This is a genomic window from Streptomyces sp. NPDC092370, from assembly GCF_044755265.1.
Classification (GTDB): Bacteria; Actinomycetota; Actinomycetes; order Streptomycetales; family Streptomycetaceae; genus Streptomyces.
Genome location: NZ_JBIVQO010000013.1, coordinates 131,863 through 153,090, shown reverse-complemented (window position 1 = coordinate 153,090; position 21,228 = coordinate 131,863). Strand labels below are relative to the sequence as shown.

The 21,228-nt window shown below is 70.9% G+C and carries 11 protein-coding genes and 2 pseudogenes; 4 read left to right on the top strand and 9 right to left on the bottom strand.

Annotation, left to right across the window (positions count from 1 at the left end; all coding sequences use genetic code 11):
- The first annotated feature begins 47 nt into the window (after window positions 1-47).
- Window positions 48-6,755 (top strand): SDR family NAD(P)-dependent oxidoreductase, encoded by a 6,708-nt coding sequence (locus ACIQHQ_RS31365; protein WP_402618298.1) that lies wholly within the window; start codon window positions 48-50, stop codon window positions 6,753-6,755.
- A 183-nt stretch (window positions 6,756-6,938) separates the two neighbouring features.
- Here the strand turns inward: ACIQHQ_RS31365 and ccrA are convergent, their stop codons facing one another.
- Complete coding sequence (gene ccrA, locus ACIQHQ_RS31360) at window positions 6,939-8,267, bottom strand: crotonyl-CoA carboxylase/reductase (RefSeq protein ID WP_402618295.1); 1,329 nt, start codon at window positions 8,265-8,267, stop codon at window positions 6,939-6,941.
- A gap of 434 nt (window positions 8,268-8,701) precedes the next feature.
- On the opposite strand from ccrA, the gene ACIQHQ_RS31355 reads away from it, so the two are divergent.
- Both ACIQHQ_RS31355 and ACIQHQ_RS31350 read left to right on the top strand, forming a co-directional pair.
- Entirely contained in the window at window positions 8,702-9,499 is a 798-nt protein-coding gene (locus ACIQHQ_RS31355) for an alpha/beta hydrolase (RefSeq protein ID WP_402618293.1), read from the top strand.
- 42 nt (window positions 9,500-9,541) lie between these two features.
- Window positions 9,542-10,786: a glycosyltransferase gene (locus ACIQHQ_RS31350; RefSeq protein ID WP_402618290.1), complete on the top strand. Its 1,245-nt coding sequence runs from the start codon at window positions 9,542-9,544 to the stop codon at window positions 10,784-10,786.
- Between the two features lie 22 nt (window positions 10,787-10,808).
- Here ACIQHQ_RS31350 and ACIQHQ_RS31345 read toward each other — a convergent pair.
- From ACIQHQ_RS31345 to ACIQHQ_RS31330, 4 genes and pseudogenes are all read right to left on the bottom strand, one after another.
- A pseudogene (locus ACIQHQ_RS31345) lies at window positions 10,809-11,021 on the bottom strand (transposase); the annotation flags it as partial.
- Between the two features lie 426 nt (window positions 11,022-11,447).
- Window positions 11,448-12,491, bottom strand: coding sequence for an ABC transporter ATP-binding protein (locus tag ACIQHQ_RS31340; RefSeq protein ID WP_402618288.1), 1,044 nt, complete (start codon window positions 12,489-12,491; stop codon window positions 11,448-11,450).
- Window positions 12,488-14,023 (bottom strand): ABC transporter permease, encoded by a 1,536-nt coding sequence (locus tag ACIQHQ_RS31335; protein WP_402618576.1) that lies wholly within the window; start codon window positions 14,021-14,023, stop codon window positions 12,488-12,490. Before ACIQHQ_RS31335 ends, ACIQHQ_RS31340 begins: the two co-directional genes overlap by 4 nt.
- Window positions 14,024-14,143: 120 nt before the next feature.
- Window positions 14,144-15,190 (bottom strand): iron ABC transporter substrate-binding protein, encoded by a 1,047-nt coding sequence (locus ACIQHQ_RS31330; RefSeq protein WP_402618286.1) that lies wholly within the window; start codon window positions 15,188-15,190, stop codon window positions 14,144-14,146.
- A 247-nt stretch (window positions 15,191-15,437) separates the two neighbouring features.
- On the opposite strand from ACIQHQ_RS31330, the gene ACIQHQ_RS31325 reads away from it, so the two are divergent.
- Complete coding sequence (locus tag ACIQHQ_RS31325; protein WP_402618284.1) at window positions 15,438-18,020, top strand: AMP-binding protein; 2,583 nt, start codon at window positions 15,438-15,440, stop codon at window positions 18,018-18,020.
- Between the two features lie 280 nt (window positions 18,021-18,300).
- Here the strand turns inward: ACIQHQ_RS31325 and ACIQHQ_RS31320 are convergent, their stop codons facing one another.
- The 4 genes and pseudogenes from ACIQHQ_RS31320 to ACIQHQ_RS31305 all read right to left on the bottom strand — a co-directional run.
- On the bottom strand, window positions 18,301-18,906 hold the full coding sequence (locus ACIQHQ_RS31320; protein WP_402618282.1) for a hypothetical protein: 606 nt from the start codon (window positions 18,904-18,906) through the stop codon (window positions 18,301-18,303).
- A gap of 231 nt (window positions 18,907-19,137) precedes the next feature.
- Window positions 19,138-19,671 carry a kinase gene (locus ACIQHQ_RS31315; protein ID WP_402618573.1) on the bottom strand — a complete coding sequence of 178 codons (534 nt, stop codon included), beginning with the start codon at window positions 19,669-19,671 and terminating at the stop codon, window positions 19,138-19,140.
- A gap of 648 nt (window positions 19,672-20,319) precedes the next feature.
- Window positions 20,320-20,841: a hypothetical protein gene (locus ACIQHQ_RS31310; RefSeq protein WP_402618280.1), complete on the bottom strand. Its 522-nt coding sequence runs from the start codon at window positions 20,839-20,841 to the stop codon at window positions 20,320-20,322.
- Window positions 20,842-20,985: 144 nt separating this feature from the next.
- Window positions 20,986-21,211, bottom strand: a pseudogene (locus ACIQHQ_RS31305) (transposase family protein); the annotation flags it as partial.
- Between the last annotated feature and the right edge of the window lie 17 nt (window positions 21,212-21,228).

Below are 21,228 nucleotides of genomic sequence, written 5' to 3'. Positions count from 1 at the left end.
GGGAAGGTACCCCAGCTTCCGGGGGAAGGCCGGCTCAAGCCGCGCAGATGCGTGCGACACTGCGCCGGCTCGTCACGGACGTCTGCGGCATCGCCACGGCAGACCTCGACGAGACCCGCCCTCTGGCCGAGTACGGCCTGACCTCCCGCGACGCCGTCGCCTTGACCGGGCATCTGGAACAGCTGCTGAACCGGCCGCTGCCGGCGACGCTGCTGTGGGAGAACCCGACCATCGAGAGGCTCGCCGAGGCCCTGGCCACCACCGGGGACGACGAGCCGGGGACCGGTGCGGAGGCAGCGGAGCCGAGCCAGTCTCGCCCCGCCGTCTTCTCCGCAAAGACCGGCGGGGACGGCGACGAGGCCTGTGCGGCCCCCTGCGCCATCGCCGTCATCGGCGTCGGTTGCCGCCTGCCGGGCCCGATCGACGGACCGGACAGCTTCTGGAAGCACCTGCTGGCGGGCACCGACGTCGTGGGCCACGTCCCCGACAGACGGTGGCGGGACGTCGCCGCAGGCCCCGGGGGCGCCGCACTCCTGGAACGCACCACCCGGTGGGGTGCCTTCCTCGACGACATCGAGGCGTTCGACGCGGACTACTTCGGCATCACCCCGCACGAGGCCGAAGTCATGGACCCGCAGCAGCGTCTCCTGCTGGAGGTCGCCTGCGAGGCCTTGGACCACGCCGGAACCCCTGCCCATGTGCTCCGGGACAGCCACACGGGTGTCTTCGTGGGCCTCAGCTCCCTCGAGTACGGCCACCTGACCACCGCTGACCCCACGTGGCTCACCCCCTGGACCAGCACGGGCGCCGCGGGAAGCATCGCCGCCAACCGCCTGTCTTACCTGTTCGACCTGCACGGCCCGAGCATGACGATCGACACGGCCTGCTCGTCGTCCCTGGTGGCCGTGCACCAGGCATGCCGCAGCCTGCGTGACGGCGAATGCGACACCGCGCTGGCGGCAGGTGTGAACGTTCTGCTCTCGCCGGCCGTCACGGCCTCCTTCCAGCAGGCCGGCGCGCTGGCGGCGGACGGACGTTGCAAACCCTTCGACGCGGCAGCCGACGGCATCACCCGGGGCGAGGGCTGCGGCGTCGCTGTGCTGAAACGGCTCGCCGACGCCGAGCGCGACGACGACAGGATTCTCGCCGTCATCGCAGGATCAGCGGTCAACTCGGACGGTCGCTCCGCCGGGCTGATGGCCCCCAACCCTGAGGCGCAGCAAGCCCTCCTGCGCAGCGCGCTCGTCGATGCACGGGCCGAGGCCGCCGACATCGACTACGTCGAGACGCACGGAACCGGAACCCTCCTGGGAGATCCCATGGAGGCAGGCGCTCTCGGTGCCGTCCTCGGCAACGGCAGGCCGGACGGCTCGCCGCTCCTCATCGGGTCCGTCAAGAGCAACCTCGGCCACCTGGAAGGCGCAGCCGGCATCGTCGGCCTCATCAAGACCGTACTCGCACTGCATCACGGCCGGATCCCGGCGAGTCTGCACTTCCGGGAACCCAACCCGCATGTCGACTTCACCGGACTGCGGCTGCGCGTCGTCACCGAGCCGATCCCGTGGCCGGACCGCGCCGACGGCCCCGCCCGGGCCGGCGTGTCCGCCTTCGGCTTCGGGGGCACCAACGCGCACGTCATCCTCGAACAAGCCCCCAAGCCCTCGCCGGCCCCCGCCCTCGACGACGGCGCGGGCATCCCGCACGTGCTCGTCGTCTCCGCCCGGAGCGGGGACCGTATCGCCGACGTGGCCGCCTGCCTCGCCCGGTGGACGGCTGCCCAGGATGCACCCGCCCTGGCCGACATCGCCCACACCCTCGCCCGCCACCGCAGAGGACCGGCGTGCGCCGCCATCGTGGCGCGCACCCATCGAGAGGCGACCGACCGACTCGCGGCGCTCGCACGGGACGAGGAAGTCCCCGGCCTTGTCGCTCCCTGCACCGACCACCCCGCAGCGCGGGCATCCGGTGCGCGCCATCCGGTGTTCGTCTTCTCCGGATACGGTTCCCAGTGGCGAGGCATGGGACAGCGTCTGCTTCGGCACGACCCGCTGTTCGCCGCCGCCGTCGACGAGCTTGACCCGCTCTACACCGTGCAGGCGGGCATCTCCTTGCGGGACATGCTCACCCGGAGCGAGCACGGCACCGGCGTCGACCACACCCAGCCCCTGCTCTTCGGCATGCAGCTCGCCCTGGCCCGCACCCTGCGCGCCTACGGGGTACGACCGGCCGCCGTCATCGGCCACTCGATGGGGGAGGTCGTCGCCGCCGTCGTCGCCGGTGTCATCGATGATTCCGAGGGGCTGAGCATCATCCTCCACCGCTCGGCGGAACTCGCCGCCATCGACGCCGAGCGCGCCGGTGCGATGGCCGCCGTCGAACTGCCCGAGACGGAGCGGGCGGACGTTCTGGCGCGATTCCCCGGTGTCGAGGTCGCCGTTCACTCCTCCCCCCGCAGATGCACCGTGGCGGGACCGGCACAAGCCGTGCGACGCCTGGTCGAGGAGCTGACCGGACGGGGCACCCTGGCCCGCCTGCTCGACGTCGGCGGGGCCGGGCACTCCCCGGCGGTCGACCCCGTCGTGCCCAGGCTGCGCGAGCGTCTGGGCACGCTGCATCACCGCAGCCCGGAGGCGGCCTGGTACAGCACCGTGCTCGACGACCCCCGCGCCGACGTCCACGCGGACGCCGAGTACTGGTGCGCCAACGTCCGGCGCCCCGTACGCTTCCAGCAGGCGGTGGCCGCTGCCGCGGCCGACGGACACGACCTCTTCCTGGAGATCTCGCCCCACCCCGTCGCCCTCGTCCCCCTGGGCGAAACCGTGCAGGCGGCGGCAACCACGCCCGAAGCCTCGGTGGTCTGGACCCTGCGCAGGAACGGCGACGAGGCGGTCGACCTGCGTGCCGCTCTCGCCCGGCTGCACCTGGCCGGCGTGCCTGTGGACGAGCGGATGCTGTGGCCCGGCGGCCGACGGACCCCCCTGCCCACCCCCGCATGGCGCCACAAACGCTACTGGGTCGGCCGCCGGAACGCCGCCCACGGGGGCAATGCGGGCCACGCCCTGCTGGGCCTTCGGATCGACGACCCCCGCACGGGCGCCGTGCTGTGGCAGGCGGACCTGGGCACCGGCCGGGGACAGTCCCCACGGCGAAGCCCTCACGGCCGCCCGGTCCTCACCCTCCCCGCCTCCGCAACCCTCATGGTCGCGGCAGCTCAGGACATCCACAGGCACGACGACATCGACTACTTGCGCATCGAGGACCTGACGATTCACCAGTGGCTGCCGCTCGCCGACAGCACTCCTGTCACCATCGTCTGGGAGCCCGCCGGGCCCCACGCGACCGTCACCATCAACGCCCGTTCCGCGGACGGCACATGGCGCTGTCACGCCTCCGCACGGCTGCACACGGGCCCCGGATCCTCCGACGAGGTCAGGCGGGCCACACCACCGGCCGGAGTCACCGACTGGACCCCCATCGCGCACGAGGAGCCCTCACCGCGGCCACCGGGCCACGAGGAACTGCTCACCGCAGTGCTGTACGCGCCGGCCGAATGCACCACCGCGGAGCCTGGCTGTGACACCGTCCGGACGGCACCCGGCGCCGCCGAGGTCGTGCCGACCGCGCTGCGGTCGTTGCAGCTACACGGTCTCGCCGTGGAAGCCGGCCCGTACCGCATCGAGTGCTTCCCGAGCCCTCGGCGTGACGACCCTGCGCCCGGGGAACCCGCACGCTGCCCCGCCGCAGGCGACGGGACCGGTCACCACTGGGACGTCGTGGCGAGCGCGGCACAGACGCGGGTCACCGCACGGGGAGTGGAGCTACGACCAACAGAGCGTCGCGAGGTGCCCCAGCCTCTTGAAGCGTTCACCTACGACATCCAGTGGCAGAAGTCCGCCCTGCCCGTTCCGGGCCCGCTCGACCGGGTCCTGTTGCTGACCGGCGAACCCGACGCCGGCGCAGACAGCCTGTGCGCCACCCTGGGCGCGGCTCTTGAGACGAAGAACGTCCAGGTGACAACCGCCTCCCCGACCACGGACACCGGCGAGTTGCTCGGCAACTGGCTGGTGGACACCGAACAGGACACTCCCGGCGCCGTGGTCCTGCTTCTGTCCCGGCCCGTCGCCTCCCGCGAGGACGCCGAGGCACTGCGGGCAGCCGTACACCTCGCGCGACGCCTCGCCTCCAGCCGGCCCGGACAGCACCTTCCCCGGCTCTGGCTGGTCACCGTGCGGGCGCAGGCCGTGGCACCGGGAGAATCCGGCGAGCCGGGCGCGGCGTGCCTGCGCGGTCTGGTCCGCGTACTCGCCCTGGAACAGCCCGCCCTGCGCGCCGGGCTGGTCGACATCGACTCCCAGCCCGGAGCCGTCGACGACCTCGCTCAGGAACTGCTCGGTGGCAGCGCGGACGACGAGGTGGCCTGGCGAGCGGGCACCCGCCTCGTCGCCCGCCTGACGCGCGCCGACCTGACCGGGCAACAGTACGAGGCACCGTTCGTCCGGCCCGACGGCGCCTATGTGATCACCGGCGGCCTGACCGGGCTCGGCCTGGCCACCGCCCGCCGGCTCGCGGAAAGGGGAGCCGGCCGCCTGGTTCTCAACGGAAGACGAGCCCCCGGACCCGAGGCCCAGGCGGTCATCGCCCAGGTGCAGGCCGATCACGGAACATCCGTCGCCGTCGTGCAAGGAGACATCGCCGACCCCGGCGTGGCTCCGCAGCTGGTGCGGGCCGCCCTCGCGGAAGGGCACGCGCTGCGCGGTGTCGCCCACTGTGCCGGGGTCCTCCACGACCGCATGATCACGGACCTCGAGGCCTCCGACATCGACACGGTGCTGCGGCCGAAGGTTCTCGGGGCACTCCACCTCGAAGCGGCCACCGCCCCTCACCACATCGACTGGTGGGTGTCCTACAGCTCCGCCGCGGCACTTCTCGGCTCCCCCGGCCAGGCCGCCTACGCCGCCGCCAACGCGTGGCTGGACGCGTTGGCGCACCGCCGCCGAGCGCAGGGCCTGCCCGCGGTCTCGATCGCCTGGGGGCCCTGGACCGACGTCGGTGCCGCGCCGGGCAATCCGGCTCTGGCCCTCGACCCGATCACACCGTCCGAGGGCCTGGACGCCCTGCAGGTCCTGGTCGTGCACAACCGGGCGCACACCGGCGTCGTCCATCTCGACGCCCAGCGGGTGCTGGAGGCCTTCCCAGGCCTGTCGGACCTCCCCTTCTTCGCGAACAGCCTCAGCGAGGCCGCCTCCCAGGCGGACGACTGGGCCGGCCCCGCCGGGATCGCGGCCTTCGGGGACGCCGCCGCGCAGAAGGTGTACGAGCGCCTGGTCAAACGCACCGCGGCCATCATGGGATTCGGGGTGTCGGAGCTGAACGACGAGGTTCCCCTGATCCACCTGGGTCTGGACTCGCTGATGACGGTGCGGCTCCGCAACGCGGCCCGGCAGGACTTCGCCGTCGACCTTCCCGCGAACCTCATGCTGCGCGGTGCCACGCTGCGGCAGGTCGGCGACACCGTACTGGAGACTCTCGGGCTGCCGCGCCCCGGCACCACCGAGACGGCTGCCGCGACAAGTTCGTCCGAACCCGGCTTGTCACCGGCAGCGGCACAGCCACCCGGCCCGGCACTGCCGAACTCGATCCAGCCGCGTGACGCCGCCGAGCGCCTGGTGGCCGGTGTGTGGGCGGAGGTTCTGGGACACCGCCCCGCCGGTGTCCGAGCCGACTTCGCCGCGGAGGGTGGCGACCGGCAGGCGGCTCAGGCTCTCGTCGACGCCGTCCGCGCCCGCCTGGGCGATGCCGGGCCGGCCCTCACGCCCGAGGCGGTGCTGAGCGCGCGTACGGTGTCCGCGATCGCGGACCTGATCCGGCCCGCGGTGAACCGGACGGGCGAGTCGGTGGTCAACGTCCTGCGTCCGCCGCGTCCCGGCTCCCGGCGGCTTCCGCTGTTCACCTTCCACCCCGCGGGCGGTCCCACGTCGGTCTACCTCCCCCTGACCCGGCAGCTGCCGACCGACCAGGCCGTCTACGGGATGGAGCGGCTGGACGCGGTCACCTCGCTGGAGGACAAGGCAGCGCACTACCTCACCCTGATCCGGGACATCCAGCCGCAGGGGCCCTACCAAGTCCTCGGCTGGTCCTTCGGCGGCTGCCTGGCCTATGAGGCGGCACGCCAACTGCGTGAAGCGGGCGAGAGCGTCGCCTTTGTCGGGCTGATCGACACCATCCTGCCCGCCGCTCTTGCGGACCTGGACTCACAGCAACTTCTGCTCGAGCGCTTCGGACGGTTCGCCGAGTACGTCGAGAAGACGTACGGGCATCACCTCGAGCTGCCCTGGGACGAACTCGCGGCCACCCCCGACGACCGGCAGATCGACGTGATCATGCGCCTGGTGGCCGAGGCGGGCCTCGACATGAGCCCCGGGATCATGGAGCACCAGCGGACGTCGTACGTCGACGCACGCGTCGGGGAGCGCTACGTGCCCGGCCCCTACGACGGCCACGTCGTGCTCTACCGCGCCCAGCAGGCCCAACCGCTCACCACGGCCCTCGACCCGCGCTACCTGCGTTCGGACGCCGACCTCGGATGGGCGCCGCTGTGCCCCTCCCTCGAGATCGTCCCGGTCGAGGGCGACCACCTGTCCCTCATCGATCCTCCCCATGTCGCCACCATCGCCCGGCACCTCGCACGGGCTCTGCGACCGCACGCCCCCGGTTTTGAGGCGTCCGACGACCGGACGCCGCCGCGTCCCGGGTAGGCGGGCCGGGCGGGTCCCGAGGACACGGACCTGCCAGTGGCCCGGTCATGCGCCGGGCCACTGGACTGCGCGGTCACTCGTAGGTGAATCCGCCCGCGACGGGGCGCTGCCCGCGAGAGTGGTCACCTGGACGGTGACGTTGCCGGCGGCTCCCGGAGGGCGTTCCGGTGGCCCGGCGCCCTCTCACCCTTGGAACAGGGTCAGCCGCTGCTCACCGATCCGGGCGCGGGCCTGCGGGTCGGTGACCCCCAGACCGGGCTCGGGTGCCAGGCACAACACTCCTACCTTGCCGATGTGCTGGTTGGTCTGGACACTGCGGGCCGCCGCGGCGACCTCGGCCAGGGTGTAGGTCTTCGACAGGGCCGGTACCAGGTGCCCGAGTGCGATGAGCCGGTTGACCTCGTACTGCTCGTGCAGGTTGGCGCCGTGGCTGCCGATGATCCGCTTGAGGCGCATCCACAGGTACCGATTGTCGTAGACGTGCTGGTAGCCCGTGCTGGATCCGCAGGTCACGACGGTGCCCCCGCGCCGGGCGAGGAAGACCGACGCCGCGAAGGTCTTCCTGCCGACGTGTTCGAACACGATGTGCGGGTCCTCTCCGACCAGGGAGCGAACGGCCCGCCCCATCTTCTTCCATCCGTCGGGGCGCTCCAGCAGTTCCGGATCGCCGTCCTCGAGCTCTTCACGGTTGATGACGGCCTCGCACCCCAGGTTTCTGAGCACCTCGGCCTTGGCCGCCGAGTTGACCACGCCCACCGGGATCCCGCCTCCATTCAGGACGAGTTGGACGGCGTAGGCGCCCAGGCCGCCGGTCGCCCCCCACACGAGCACGATGTCACCTTGCTTCATCCGGGCGCCACGGTCGCTGACCAGCATGCGGTAGGCGGTGCTCGCACACAGGGGGTTGACGGCCGCTTCCTCCCATGTCAGCGCCGCTGGTTTGGGCATCAGCTGACTGGCCCGTACGACGGCGTAGTGTGCCAGTCCGCCGAAATTGGTCTCGAATCCCCACGCTTTCTGGCCTTCGCCGAGCATGCCGTCCCGGTGCGTGTCGGGCTCCTGTTCGTCGACATACGCGGGAGCGACCACGACGTGGTCACCGGCTTTCCACCTGCGCACGGACGATCCGGTCCGGACGATGACGCCGGAGGCGTCCGATCCCACGATGTGGTAAGGGAGGTCGTGCCGTGCCTCCCAGCCGCCCTGTTTCCCCATCTGCTTAAGGAACTGGAAAGTCGGAAGCGGTTCGAACATCGCCGTCCACACGGTGTTGTAGTTGATGGAACTGGCCATCACCGCGATCAGCGCCTCGTCGGGCGCCAGTTCCGGCATGGGCACACGGTCGACCAGCAGGGACTTGCGGATGTCCTTGTCCGCCATATCCTTGAAGGTGTCGACATCGCTTTCCCGCACGGTAGCGGCGAGGAAATGGTCCGGCAGCGCGATCGAGGAAAGCTCCGCGGAACCGGCACCCGCGAGAACGGCTTCGAACATCGTCAGCGAAGACTGCATCGTGGTTCCTTCTTCCTGTCAGGGCGCGTGCGTGAGGGTCGTCGGCTCGATCCGTTTCCGACTTTCCCCGGCAAGCAGTCGTGCCGCCACCCACGCGACGCGACGCACCGCCGAAAGGAGCAGGAAGAAGAGTCGGTGTACTGAGGGCGCCTGATCTTTCAGGACCGTATCGGTGTGGCTGTCGGGCGTCTTTTGTTCTACATGACACTGTCCTTTCCGTGCGTGTCTACTTCCTCTCCAGCGGGTGTGCCCGGCCTGCCCGCCGCTCGCTGCTCGTATGCCTGCTGCTTCTGTCGCTGCTGTGCGGCACCGGGACGGCTTCGGCAGTTCGCGGCCCACACGGAGCCTCAGTCCCGGTCGGCGCCGATGCCCGGATCACGGGCATCCGCGAACTCGACGAACGAACGCTGGACCTGACAGTGAGGTCACCGGCCATGCGGGGTTCCGTGCCGGTCCGGGTGATTCTCCCCAGAAGCTGGCGCAGCGACGCGGAGCGCCGGTTTCCCGTGGTGTACCTGCTGCACGGCGGGAACGACGACTACACCTCCTGGACGCGCGAGACGGATGTCGAGGAGCTGACCAAGCAATCCGACGTACTGATCGTGATGCCCGACGCGGGGAAAGCCGGCTACTACAGCGACTGGTACGCCGGCAGCCCCCTCTGGGAGACCTTCCACACCGTCGAGCTCGTCCGGCTCATGGAAAGGGTGTTCCGCGCCTCTTCCGCCCGGGCGGTGATCGGCCTTTCCATGGGCGGCTTCGGCGCACTCAACTACGCGGCACACCATCGAGGAATGTTCCGCTACGTGGCCTCCATGAGCTCCTATGTCGACCTCAATGACCCGGCGGTACGCGTGGCACTCAACCTCGGCTCCCTGAAGGACGGCGTCAACCTCCGCGACGTCTGGGGCGACCCCAGGGTGAACGCCGACATCTGGCGGGCCCACAACCCCGCCGCCATGCCACGAGCCTTCAGAGGAACCAGGGTTCATCTCTCCTCGGGCGACGGGGACATCGGGCCCCTGGACGCGAATCGGTCGGGGCCGGTGCTCATGTTCGCCGCGGCGGGTGAGGCATTCCTTCCGAGGTCGATTGCACGATTCGCGACGTCGCTTCGTTCTGCGGGCGTCGAGGTGTCGACGCACCTCTACAGCCCCGGGACGCATTCCTGGCCCTACTGGGAGCGTGAACTGCACGCCATCTGGCCCACGGTGACGAAGGAACTCGCATAGGGCTCGTTCGCCGTTTCCCGCGGAATGCCAGGGAGAGGGATCGTGGGCAGAACATTCGTCATGGTCGCCGCCGGATCCCGCGGGGACGTCCAGCCATGTCTCGCACTGGGCCGGGCGCTGGCCGGTCAGGGTGACGCCGTACGTATGCTGGCCAGCAGTCGCTACCACCAGCTGATCACGGAGGCAGGGCTGGAGTACCACCCCCTCCCCGCGGACCCGGCCGACATCATCGGATCCCCGGAGGGCCAGGAACTGCTCGCCGGCCGGAGCAACCCGGTCGCCTTCATCCGAGGCATCAACCGGATCCTTCGGCCGCTGATGAACCGGATTCTCGCGGAGACCCAGGCCGGTGCCAAGGACGCCGATCTCGTGCTGGCTCCCACGCTCGGCTTTCTCGGCCTTCACCTGAGCCAGTACCTGCGGGTTCCGCACGCGATCATCCACTTCCAGCCGAGCCAGCCCACGAGGGTGTTCCCGCACCCCTTTCTGCCGGCCGCACGGTTCCTCGGAGCCCCGGGAAACCGTCTCAGCTTCGAAGCGGTCGACCTGGGGTCCTGGCTCGTGTTCCGCGAGTTCCTCGACGACTGGCGTATGAAAGACCTCGGCCTTCCCTCTGTGTCCCCGCGCGCCCTTCTGCGCCTGGCCCGGCAGGCCCCGGTGCTCTGCGCGTTCAGTCCCACCGTCGTGCCACGGCCGGCCGACTGGGGGCCGAACGTCCATGTGACAGGGTTCTGGCACCACGAGCAGCCGCTGTGGAAGCCGCCGCGGCGGCTGCTCGACTTCCTGGACGACGGGCCCCGTCCGGTATACGTGGGGTTCGGCAGCATGAGAACCAGCGACCCCGAGGCCACGGATCACCTCGTACGGACAGCGCTGCGGCGGGCGGGACTGCGCGGCGTGCTGGCCGGAGACCCCGCCACGAGTGAAAGCGACATGCTCGTGGTCGGCGAGACTCCCCACGACTGGCTGTTCCCGAGGATGGCCACGGTGGTCCACCACGGTGGGGCGGGCACCACTGCCTCGGCGCTGCGCGCCGGGGTCCCTTCCCTGGTGTGCCCCTTCTTCGGTGACCAGACCTACTGGGCGGCCCGCGTACACAGCCTCGGTGCGGGCCCCGTGCCTTTGCCGAGCCGCCGCCTCACCGTCTCGGCTCTGGCCGGACGTCTGCGCGCCGTCACCGGCGACGCTGCCCACGCAGCAGCCGCCCGTCGACTCGGCCGGGCGCTGGCTGCAGAGGATGGCGTCGCCCACGCCTGCCGTGTCGTGCAGCGGCTCGTCAGCAACTGAACGCCCCTCAAAGAGCATCTGATCAGTGTTCACGCCGATGTGAGCGGGAGATCCGTAGCTTGCCGCCGGTGGGGTCGTGCATGTTCGCGGCGGTGATGAGGACGGCCGGCACGAGACCGAGCGTGTCCGTGATCAGGTGCCGTTTGCGTCCTTTGATCTTTTTGCCGGCGTCGATGTCCTGGCTGGCCTCGGCGCCGTTTGTCGAGGTCTTCACGCTCTGCGCGTCCACCACGGTCGCGGTGGGCTCTCGCTGCGGCCGTGAGCGCGGTGGGTCTCGTCCCGTAACAGGTCGTGGACCTGCTGCGTGGTGCCGTCGCCTTCCCCCTCAGTATCCCGCCTTGGTGGAGACGCAGGGCCGGGGCAAGCAGGGTCTGTGCACGCCCGGGGCGTAGTTCCCCAGTCAGCGCCCTTCCACGCAGTGGGCGGCCTTCCGGTCCTCCTGGCCACGGTGCCGGCACGCCGCGTGGACGGCCGGGCACCCGCCTCCGTCCCTCGACTCGGACAGAGCGTCCCAGAACTCGTCCGGCGAGCCCCGGCCGGCCGCCGCACCCGTGGTGATGGTGTGTTGTCCCCGGCGAGCCGGGCCGGCTCCGCCCGTGTCAGGGCGGAGCCGGGCCGGCTCCGCCCTGACACGCACAGCGGGAGCGTCGGGGAACCGCCGCTATGGGTGCAGGCTCGCCTCTCCCACCACACGGATGCCCGTCTGCTCCCCCGGACGGACCGTGAGGGGACCGGCGACGCGGATGCCGACCGGGGTGGCGTGGCTTTCGACGGCCACGGTGACCATGGCGTCGTGGCCGTAGTAGCAGATGTCGGTCACCGTTCCCCTGACCGCGCCCTCGCAGTCCACGTCGGTCAGCCGGAGCTGTTCCGGACGGAGCAGGACCGTGCCTGCGCGCATGCCGCCCGGTGGGGCGGCGAGGGCCACGGAGCCCAGGACGGTGCGGGCTGTGCCGTCGCTGTCAACAGTGCCGGGGAGCATGACGGCGTCGCCTACGAAGTCGGCGATCCAGGGGTCGGCGGGGCGGAGGTAGAGATCCTGCGGGGTGGCGCACTGGGCGACGCGGCCGTCCCGTACGACGGCGACGAGGTCGGCGGTGGACAGGGCCTCCTGCTGATCGTGGGTGACGAGGACCGCCGTGGCGCCCGTCGCCCGCAGCGCGGCCCGTACGTCGGACCGCACTCCCGCCCGCAGCGCGCTGTCGAGGGCGTTGAACGGCTCGTCCAGGAGCACCAGTTGAGGGCGGGGGGCGAGTGCACGGGCCAAGGCGATGCGCTGTTGCTGACCGCCGGACAGTTCATGCGGCATGCGGTCGCCGTACCCGGCCAGACCTACCAGTTCCAGCAACTCCTCCGTGCGGCGGCGCCGTTCGGCTCGGGTGGTGCCCCTCAGTCCGAACGCGACGTTGCTGGCCACGCTCAGGTGGGGGAAGAGGGCGCCCTCCTGGGGCACGATGCCGATGAGGCGCCGCTCCGGCGGCAGGTGGACGCCCGGGCCGGCAAGCGTCCGGCCGCCGAGCCGGACCGTGCCGGCGTCGGCCCGCAGGAACCCGGCGACGATCCGCAGCATGGTGGTCTTGCCACAACCGGAGGGGCCGAGCACGGCGGCCAACGCGCCTGCCGGGACGGTGAGTTGCAGTTCCCGCAGGACCGGCTCTCCGGCTCCGTAGGACTTGGTGAGCCCTTCCACGTGCAGTTCGTTCATGTCCGGTGCCTGCCTAGGAGGTACGAGGGGACGGCGGCCAGCAGGATCAGCACGGCGGCGTAGGGGGCGGCCGCCGCGAAGGAGCCGGCCCCGGTCTCGGTCCACAGCCGGGTGGCGAGGGTGTCCATGCCGGTGGGGCGCAGCAGGAGGGTCGCAGGCAGTTCCTTCATGCAGACCACGAAGGTGAGCGCGGCCCCGGCTGCTACACCGGGCGCGGCCAGCGGCACGGTCACCTCTCGCAGCACCTGCAACGGCCGTCGCCCGAGCGAGCGGGCCACGTCCTCCAGGACGGGCGGCGCCTGGAGCACGGCCGCACGGGTGGCGGCCACCGCGACCGGCAGGAAGAGGACCGCGTAGGCACAAACCAGCAGCGGGAGTTGCTGGTAGAGCGGGTAGGCGTAGCGCACGGCGAAGAACACCAGCGCCAGGGCGACCGTGATACCGGGCAGTGCGTGTCCCGCGTACGCCGCCTGCTCCAGCAGGCGGGCGCCGCGGCCCCGGTGCCGGGCGGCGATCACCCCGACCGGCAGGGCGAGGACCGTGGTGAGGCCCGCGCCCGCCGCCGCGACCCCGAAGGTGCCCGACGCAGTCTCCGCGAGCCCACCCAGGTCCCAGGTGGCCGAGCTGCCGACGGCCAGCCAGTACCCGAGCGTGGCCAGCGGGAAGGCCACGGCGACGGCCGTGACCGCCCCGCACCACAGCAGGGCGAGGGGCCGCCACCGGCCGAGGGCCACCGGAACCGCCGGACGAGCGGTGCCCGTCCCGGTCCTGGTGTGTCCGGCGCGGCCCCGTGTGCGGGCCTCGGCGGCGACCAGGGCGACCGTCATGACCACCAGGACGACGCTGAGCGCGGCGGCCGGGGTGCGGTCGAAGGAGGCGCGGTAGGAGGTGTGGATGGCCCGGGTGAAGGTGTCGTAGCGCATCAGGGAGACCGCACCGAAGTCGGAGAGCACGTAGAGCGCGACGAGCAGTGCCCCGCCTGCGGCCGCCGGTCGCAGCTGCGGGAGCGTGACGCGGACGAACGTCCGCAGCGGGCCGTGGCCGAGGGAACGCGCGGCCTCCTCCTGCGCCGGGTCGATGCCCCGCAGCGCGGCGGCGACCGGCAGATGGACGTACGGGAAGCTGACCACCGTCAGGGAGAGGGCGGCACCGAAGAAGCCGGCAAGCCCCGGCTCGGCCGACAGCCAGGCGAACGCGGCCACGTAACTCGGCACTGCGAGCGGCAGCGTGGCCAGCACCGACCAGGCGCGGGCGCCGGGAAGTGCGGTACGCACGGTGAGCCAGGCCAGGGAGACTCCCAGTACCAGGCACGCCACCACGACCACCGTGGTCAGGGCGAGGCTGCGGCCGAGGAGGTCGAGCGTCCGCTCGTCGGCGACGACGTCCCAGGCGAAGGCCGGGCCGCGTTCCAGAGCGCGGACGGCGAGGTAGCCGAGGGGCAGCAGGGCGAACAGGGCGGCGACGCAGGCGGGAATCAGCAGGATCAGGGGCGGTCGGCGGCCGGGCCCACGGGCCTTGACCGCCGTACGCAATGCCCTGACCGGCGTGAGGAACGAGCGACCGCCCCCGCTCGCCTCGCGCACATGCTCGTCCCCGGCCGGTGCCGGGGCTGCGGCCGGGCGCGAGGCGGACGGTGGTGTGGGCACGACGGGTCAGACCAGTCCGACGTCTCGGAGCATGGCCAGCGTCTCCTGGAGGGACTCCAGCTTGCCGAGGTCGATGTCGGGCGATTCGAGCGAGTCGAACTCCGGCAGTCCCTCGACGGTGCTGGTGACGCCCGCGGCCAGCGGGTACTCCTTCGTGGTGTCCGCGAAGTAGGTCTGTGCCTCCTTCGACAGCAGATAGTCCACGGCCTTCTGGGCGGTCGCGCTCTGCCCACTGTCCTTGAGGATGCCGGCGCCGGCGACGTTGATCAGCGCGCCGGGGTCCTCGCCGGGCAGGAAGTGCAGCTTGGAGCCGACCTTGTCCTCGCCCTTCTCGGCGACGCGCTCGTACCAGTAGTAGTGGTTGACCAGGCCGAGCGAGACCTCCCCGGCCTCGACGGCGTCCAGGGTGGCGAGGTTGTGGGCGTAGGTCCTGGCGCCGTTCGCCTTCAGGTCCTCGAGCCACTTGCGGGTGACGTCCTCGCCCTTCAGCACGCGCATGCCGGTGACGAACGCCTGGAAGGAGGCGTTGGTGGGCGCGAAGCCGACCTTGCCCTTCCACTCGGGCTTCACGACGTCGAAGACGCTGTCGGGGACCTTGTCCTCGGCGACCTTGCCGGAGTTGTAGGCGATCACGCGGACGCGCCCCGAGAGACCGACCCAGTCACCGTCGGAGCCGCGGTACGCCTCGTCGACCTCGTCGAGCGTGGCCGAAGGCAGCTTCTGCAGCATGCCTTCGTTGGACAGGGCACCCAGCGCGCCCGCGTCCTGCGAGAAGAACAGGCCGGCCTTGGTGCGGTCGCCCTCCTCCAGGATCTGCGCGGCCAGTTCCGCACTGTCGCCGTAGCGCACCTCGACCTTGGCGCCGACGGCGTTCTCCAGCTTGTCCAGCAGCGGCTTGACCAGCTTCTCGTTGCGGCCGGAGTAGATGACGAGGGTGGAGTCGCCGCCCTCACCCCCGCTGTCCTTGTCGTCGGAGCCGCATGCCGCGAGGGCGGGGAGCAGCAGGCCGGCCGCGGCCAGCGCAGTGATCCGACGAACCGAGGGGCGTCGCATGGTGTGTGCCTTCCTACCGGGCTCGCGTTCCGCCATTCGGTACGGAGCGAGGGGCGAAGCGATCTGTGACTTTCCTGTGGCTTGATTGTGGCCCTGCCATGAATAAGGTAAAGCTCACCTAACCGTCAAGGGCTTTGTGCTAACAGCGGACGTTGCCGCAGGAAGGGCGCGCCCCGTGATCCACCTCTCCGGATCCCTCCCAGCACCCGCCGTCCCGTACTCGCCGTCACAGCCGCGGCCGAAATCCGTGCCCTTCACGCGCGGACTCGCGGCGTACGGGGACCGCGTCGCGCTCATCACCCCGGACGGAGACCTGTCGTACCGCGAACTGGCCGAACGGGTGACCGCCACCGCCGCGCGCCTCGGCCCGGTACGGCGGTTGGTCCTCCTGGCCGGCGCCAACCGCGCCGACGCCCTGGTCACGCACCTGGCTGCCCTGTCCGCCGGTCACCCCGTCCTGCTCGTCCCCGGTGACAGCGAGAGCACGATCCGCTCGCTGACCGAGGCATACGCCCCCGACGTCGTGGCCCGCCCGCACACCGACGGGACCTGGACCCTCGACGAACGCCACCCCGGCAGCGCCCACACCCTCCACCCGGACCTCGCCCTGCTGCTGAGCACGTCCGGCTCGACCGGCTCGCCCAAACTCGTGCGGCTCTCCCACCGGAACCTTCAGGCGAACGCCGAGTCCATCGCCATGTACCTCGGTATCGACGACACCGACCGCGCGGCCACCACGCTGCCCATGCACTACTGCTACGGCCTCTCCGTCATCCACAGCCACCTGCTGCGCGGCGCCGCCCTGATCCTCACCGAGCGGTCGGTGGCCGACGACGCCTTCTGGGAGGAGTTCCGTGCCGCTCGTGGCACCTCGCTCGCCGGGGTGCCGTACACGTTCGACCTGCTCGACCGGATCGGCTTCGAGCGGATGGAGCTGCCGCACCTGCGCCGTGTCACCCAGGCCGGGGGCCGGCTGGCACCGGAACGGGTGGCGCGTTACGCCGAGTCGGGGCGTGGCTCCGGCTGGCAGTTCTTCGTGATGTACGGCCAGACCGAGGCCACGGCCCGCATGGCCTATCTCCCTCCGCACCTCGCCGCCGAGCGCCCCGAGGCTGTCGGTGTGCCGATACCCGGCGGCTCCTTCCGGCTGCAGCCGGTCGACGGTCATGGTCCGGACGTGGGCGAACTGGTCTACTCGGGCCCGAACGTCATGCTCGGTTACGCCGAGTTCCCGGCCGACCTCGCCCTGGGCCGGACAGTGGCGGAACTGCACACCGGCGACCTCGCCCGGAGGGCGTCCGACGGGCTGTACGAGATCGTGGGCCGCCGCAGCCGCTTCGCGAAGATCCTCGGGCTGCGGATCGATCCGCAGCAGGTGGAGAGCTTGCTGGCTGCTCATGGGGTCACCGCGTACTGCTCGGGCGACGGCGAGGCGCTGGCGGTGGCCGCGCTCGAAGGCGCCGAGTTGGAAGGCGCCGGGGAGGAGGCGCAGATCCGGCGGCTGGTCGCGCAGGAGTGCGGGCTCCCGGCCCGCGCGATACGGGTCCGCGTGCTCGCCGGACTCCCCCGCCTGGCCTCGGGAAAGCCCGACTACGAGGCCGTACGACGGCTGACGCGCCCGGAACAGGAGGAAGCACCCGGCGCCGGTGAGGATCTCCTGCTTCTCTACACGGAGATCCTCTGCCACGCCGACGTCACCGAGGACAGCAGCTTCGTCAGCCTGGGCGGCGACTCCCTCAGCTACGTCGAGATGTCCCTGCGCCTCGAGGACGCGCTGGGCCACCTGCCCACCGACTGGCACACGAGGACGATCCGCGAGCTGCGCACGATGGCCGCGCCTGTGGCGGAAAGGCCGCACGGACAGGACGGGCCGGAGCCGCGGCGGTCCCGGCCGGCACCGGGAGTCCGCAGGGCACTGCGCTCATGGACGGCCCCGCGGTCCTTCAGGACCCGCCGCACGCTGGAGACCGGCATCGCCCTGCGCGCGGTCGGGATCGTCCTCATCGTCGGCTCACACGTCCAGGTCTTCAGCATCAAGGGCTTCGCCCACCTCCTCATCGGCGTCGCGGGCTACAACTTCGCCCGCTTCCAGCTGACCGACGCCGCACACCGCGATCGCGTACGGCGTCTGTGGCGCAGCATCGCCCGCATCGCGGTACCGAGCATGGTGTGGATCACCGGGGCGGTGGTCCTGACCGACTTCTACGACCCGGCCAACGCCCTACTGCTCAACAGCCTGATCTCCCAGGGGAACGACCGCTTCGACTGGGCCTACTGGTTCGTGGAGGCCCTGGTCTACTACCTCGTCGTCCTCGCCGCGCTCATGGCCGTACCGCTGCTGGACCGGCTGGAGCGGCGATACGCGTTCGGGGTGCCGCTGGCGCTCATGGCCGTCGGCCTGGTCGGCCGCTACGACCTGCTGGGTCTGGCATCCGAACGCCCCCAGCTGAGCCCCTCGGTGGTGTTCTGGCTGTTCGCGCTGGGGTGGGCCGCGGCGCGGGCAGGCACCGTGCGGCAGCGGGCCCTGCTCACGGCCGTGCTGCTGCTCACCGTGCCCGGCCTGTTCCAGGACCAGCCCCTGCGCACGGCCCTCGTCATCGCCGGCCTGGGCCTGCTGATCTGGGTGCCGACCCTGCCCAGCATCGGTCCGATCAGCACGCTCGCGGGCGTCCTGGCGAGCAGTTCCCTGTACATATACCTGACGCATTACCAGGTCTATCCGTACCTCCAGGAGGACTTCCCGCTCACCGCCCTGTTCGCCTCCCTCGCGGTCGGCATCGGCTACGCGGCGGTCGTGACACGGGCCGCGCGGAGGATCCGGTGGCGGTGACAGCCGCTTCGGCGACGCCCACCTTCCCCCTGCCGAATGATCTCGAGGACATCCCGCTCCGGTCGACGGCCCGCCGCAGGTACCGCAGCCGCCCGTTGATCTTGATGAAGACCTCGCCACCCGTCCCCAGGCTGGGGCTGCCGGCGGCCCACCTCGCTGACTGGGCCGCCCAGCACCTGAATCGTCGGCGGCATCGTCCGCCGCAGCGATGGTATGACCGGTCTCGGCGCGCCGGCCCCGCCCGGCGCTTGCCCGCCGAGGACCTGCGCGGAGGCGTCCGTCAGGGAAGCAGGCCCGTGTGTGCGAGGGCGGCCGCGCTGAGGGTGGCGATGACCTCTTGGTCACCCCGGCGCCAGGCGTCGGCGAAACCGCCGGGCGGGGTGGGCAACTTGACGAGGGCGGCCGGCGGGCCGGTGAGAGCACGCAGGGCGAGCAGGTCGGCACCGCCCGGCGCGGCGGCGAGGCGACGGACGATGATGCTGCGACGAATCCAGAGCAGACGCGGGGGCAGCCACAGCGCCAGGATCAGGAGCACCAGGACGACAACGAGAGCCGTGGTGGCCACATCGGCGACTCGAGTGACGGTCTCCTGAAACGATGCGCCGGCATCCGCGAAACCGGTACTGGCGTCGGCCGCGGATCGAAGCGGCTTCTTCAGGACATCGCCGACGAACGGTACGTTCGACGCCGCGTCCCCGGCGTTACCGAGGTCCTCGGCGAGGCCGTGTCCGGAGCTCTCAACCTTCTTCCCCGGCTCGGCCAATAGCATGATCGTGTCCCGGACGAAGAAGGCCACCCACACCGTGACAGCGATCAGGGCCACGGCGGTCAGGTCCACGAGCACTTGGCGGTTCCGGCGTGCGGGAGTCTGGGCGTAGAGGCGCAACGGCGAGGTCCTGTTCGGTTCAAAGAGTCGAGGAGAATCGGCCGCCCCGCCGGCGGCTCGGCCGGCCGGTCGTCGGAACCCACTCTTCCACCGCGCTCACCGCGCAGACGTGCAAGACGCGCACCACGGTCGGTCCGGCGCCGCGTCACCGAGACTGAACTCGCGGTGTCGTCTCGTTACTGCCGACTGCTCCGCAGTGAGCTCCATACCCGGCGCAACGACCGGGCGCTGTCAGCGATCCACGGCCGGGAGGCCGGCCAGGCCGGTGTCGAGCATGATGCGGTCGACCGTCGCGGCGAGAGTGCTGTCGGCGCCGATGACGGTCTCGACCCCGCCGGGCAGCAGATCGCGCGACCGGTACCAGTCCCGCAACTGCGCCTCGCTGACGTCGTCGGCGATCGGCTTGGTGCCGTGCCGTGCGACGGTTTCCTCGAACGGCACGTCCAGGTAGTAGCCGTGGGTCGGGCCGCGGTGGTCGGCGCGCAACCGGGCGAGCATGGCGCCGTAGCGGTCGGCGTACAGGATGCCCTCCACCACGACGTGGAACCCGGAGTCAAGGGCGTAGCGGGCGGTCAGGTCGATCAGGCCGATGTTGGCCGCGCCGGGCCGATCCCGCTCGCGCAGCACGATGCGGCGCAAGTTGTCCTGGCCGACCAGGGCCAGGCCGCGGCCGAACTTCTCGCGGATGCCGGCCGCGATGGACGACTTGCCCGAGGCGCTGTTGCCACGAAGCACGACCAGCCTGGTTTCTTCGGTGCCCACCATCACGGTGGGCACGCTACCGGCCCGCTTGTACGGCGAGGGACGTCCTGACCTGCCATGGACGGGGCGCGCGGCAGCACGGTCGGCGTCGTAGCCAGGGTCGTGCCGCCGTGGCCGGTGTCCCCTGACACGGAATCTCGCGCGTGTGCCATCGAACCTTGCGCGACCATGGGAGCCATGGGTTCACGATGCGACAGGTGCGAGCTGATCATTGGACAAGGCTGCGACTGCCCTGCTGACGGAAGCAGTCCTCGAAAGGCAGACGGGGCGACTGCCGCCCCGCGCGCCCCAAAGGACTTCGTCCTCGACAAAATCCTGGTGTCGCCTCGGGGTTACGCACATATTCCGGGTGCGTGCGTCCACTATGTGGAGTCGCCCGAAGACGCGGCATGGGGATGGATCCCCAGCCCAGCCCCAGGACGGTGGGCAAGAATCAGTGAACATGAGCCAGCACAGGCCACGGCAGGTAACACCGCACTGAGCGCCAGGAGGCGCTGTCCGGACTGTGAACACTTCATCGGCCTGCCCTGACAGTTCACTCCATGTCCGAAGGGTGGCCTGCACGGCCCGCTTGTCCTCTGCGACCCGTGAGGCTCAGGCCGTCCATCAGCAGACAGCGGCCCCGCCGCCAGAGAGTCGGGACAAACCGGCTCAGGCGGCGTCGTGGATGACGAGCTTGAACTCGGCGAGGGTCAACAGACGCGGGAGGGCGTCGTTGTGCGTGACACGGAGCGCAACCGGGGTGCCCGGGGCGACGAAGACGCCGTGGTTCTTGACGTAGAACTGGCCGCCGGGCGTCGGCGTGCGGTGCTCGGTCGCCGTGGTGTCGTTGGGTTGGGACGTCAGGCCCAGCGGGTCACGTACGTACTGGTCACGCAGCTCGGTGTAGCCGGCCGTGCCGCTGGCGGCCTCCCACTGGATCATCGCGTGCAGGTGGCCCCAGCCGGCCTTGGACGGCCAGATCAGGCCGCTACGGTCGTTTGTCGCCCAGTCACTCACCACGTAGCCGTCGGGCTGGACTGCCTGGTGCATCTCGAATCGGTCCGTCGATTCCGCCGCCCCGAAAGGGAACCGGACAATCGTGTACGCGGTGCCCGGCGAGATCAGTTGAGGTGTATCGACCTTGAGGGAGCAGACCTGTACTCCGGCCGCAACGCCACCATCCGTAGCCATGGTTCAGCACTGCCCGTGGTCGGCCGACAATATGCGCACCGAGTCAGCCTGACCTGCTTCGCACCGCGACGCAGGTGTACGAGGTAGAGGCAGGTGGCTCCGGCGGCCTGGCCCCGCCTGCCCAGTACTCGACTTGGGGCCGGGTCGGCAGTCGCGGAGGATCTTCCAGGTCTGCATCCGGGCGAAGACGTGCTCGACGCGAGCTCGGACCTGCTTGCGAGACCGGTTGTGTTCCTCTTTCCAGGCCGGCAGTTCGGTCTGACCACGCTCGCGATGGTGCGGGATGCGGGCCCGGCGCCCGGGTAGCCGCCGTCGGCGATCGTGGGTGTTGCCGACGGTGGCCCTTGGCGCCGGATTCTTCCCGCTCCTTGCGCTCTGACCTCGGGA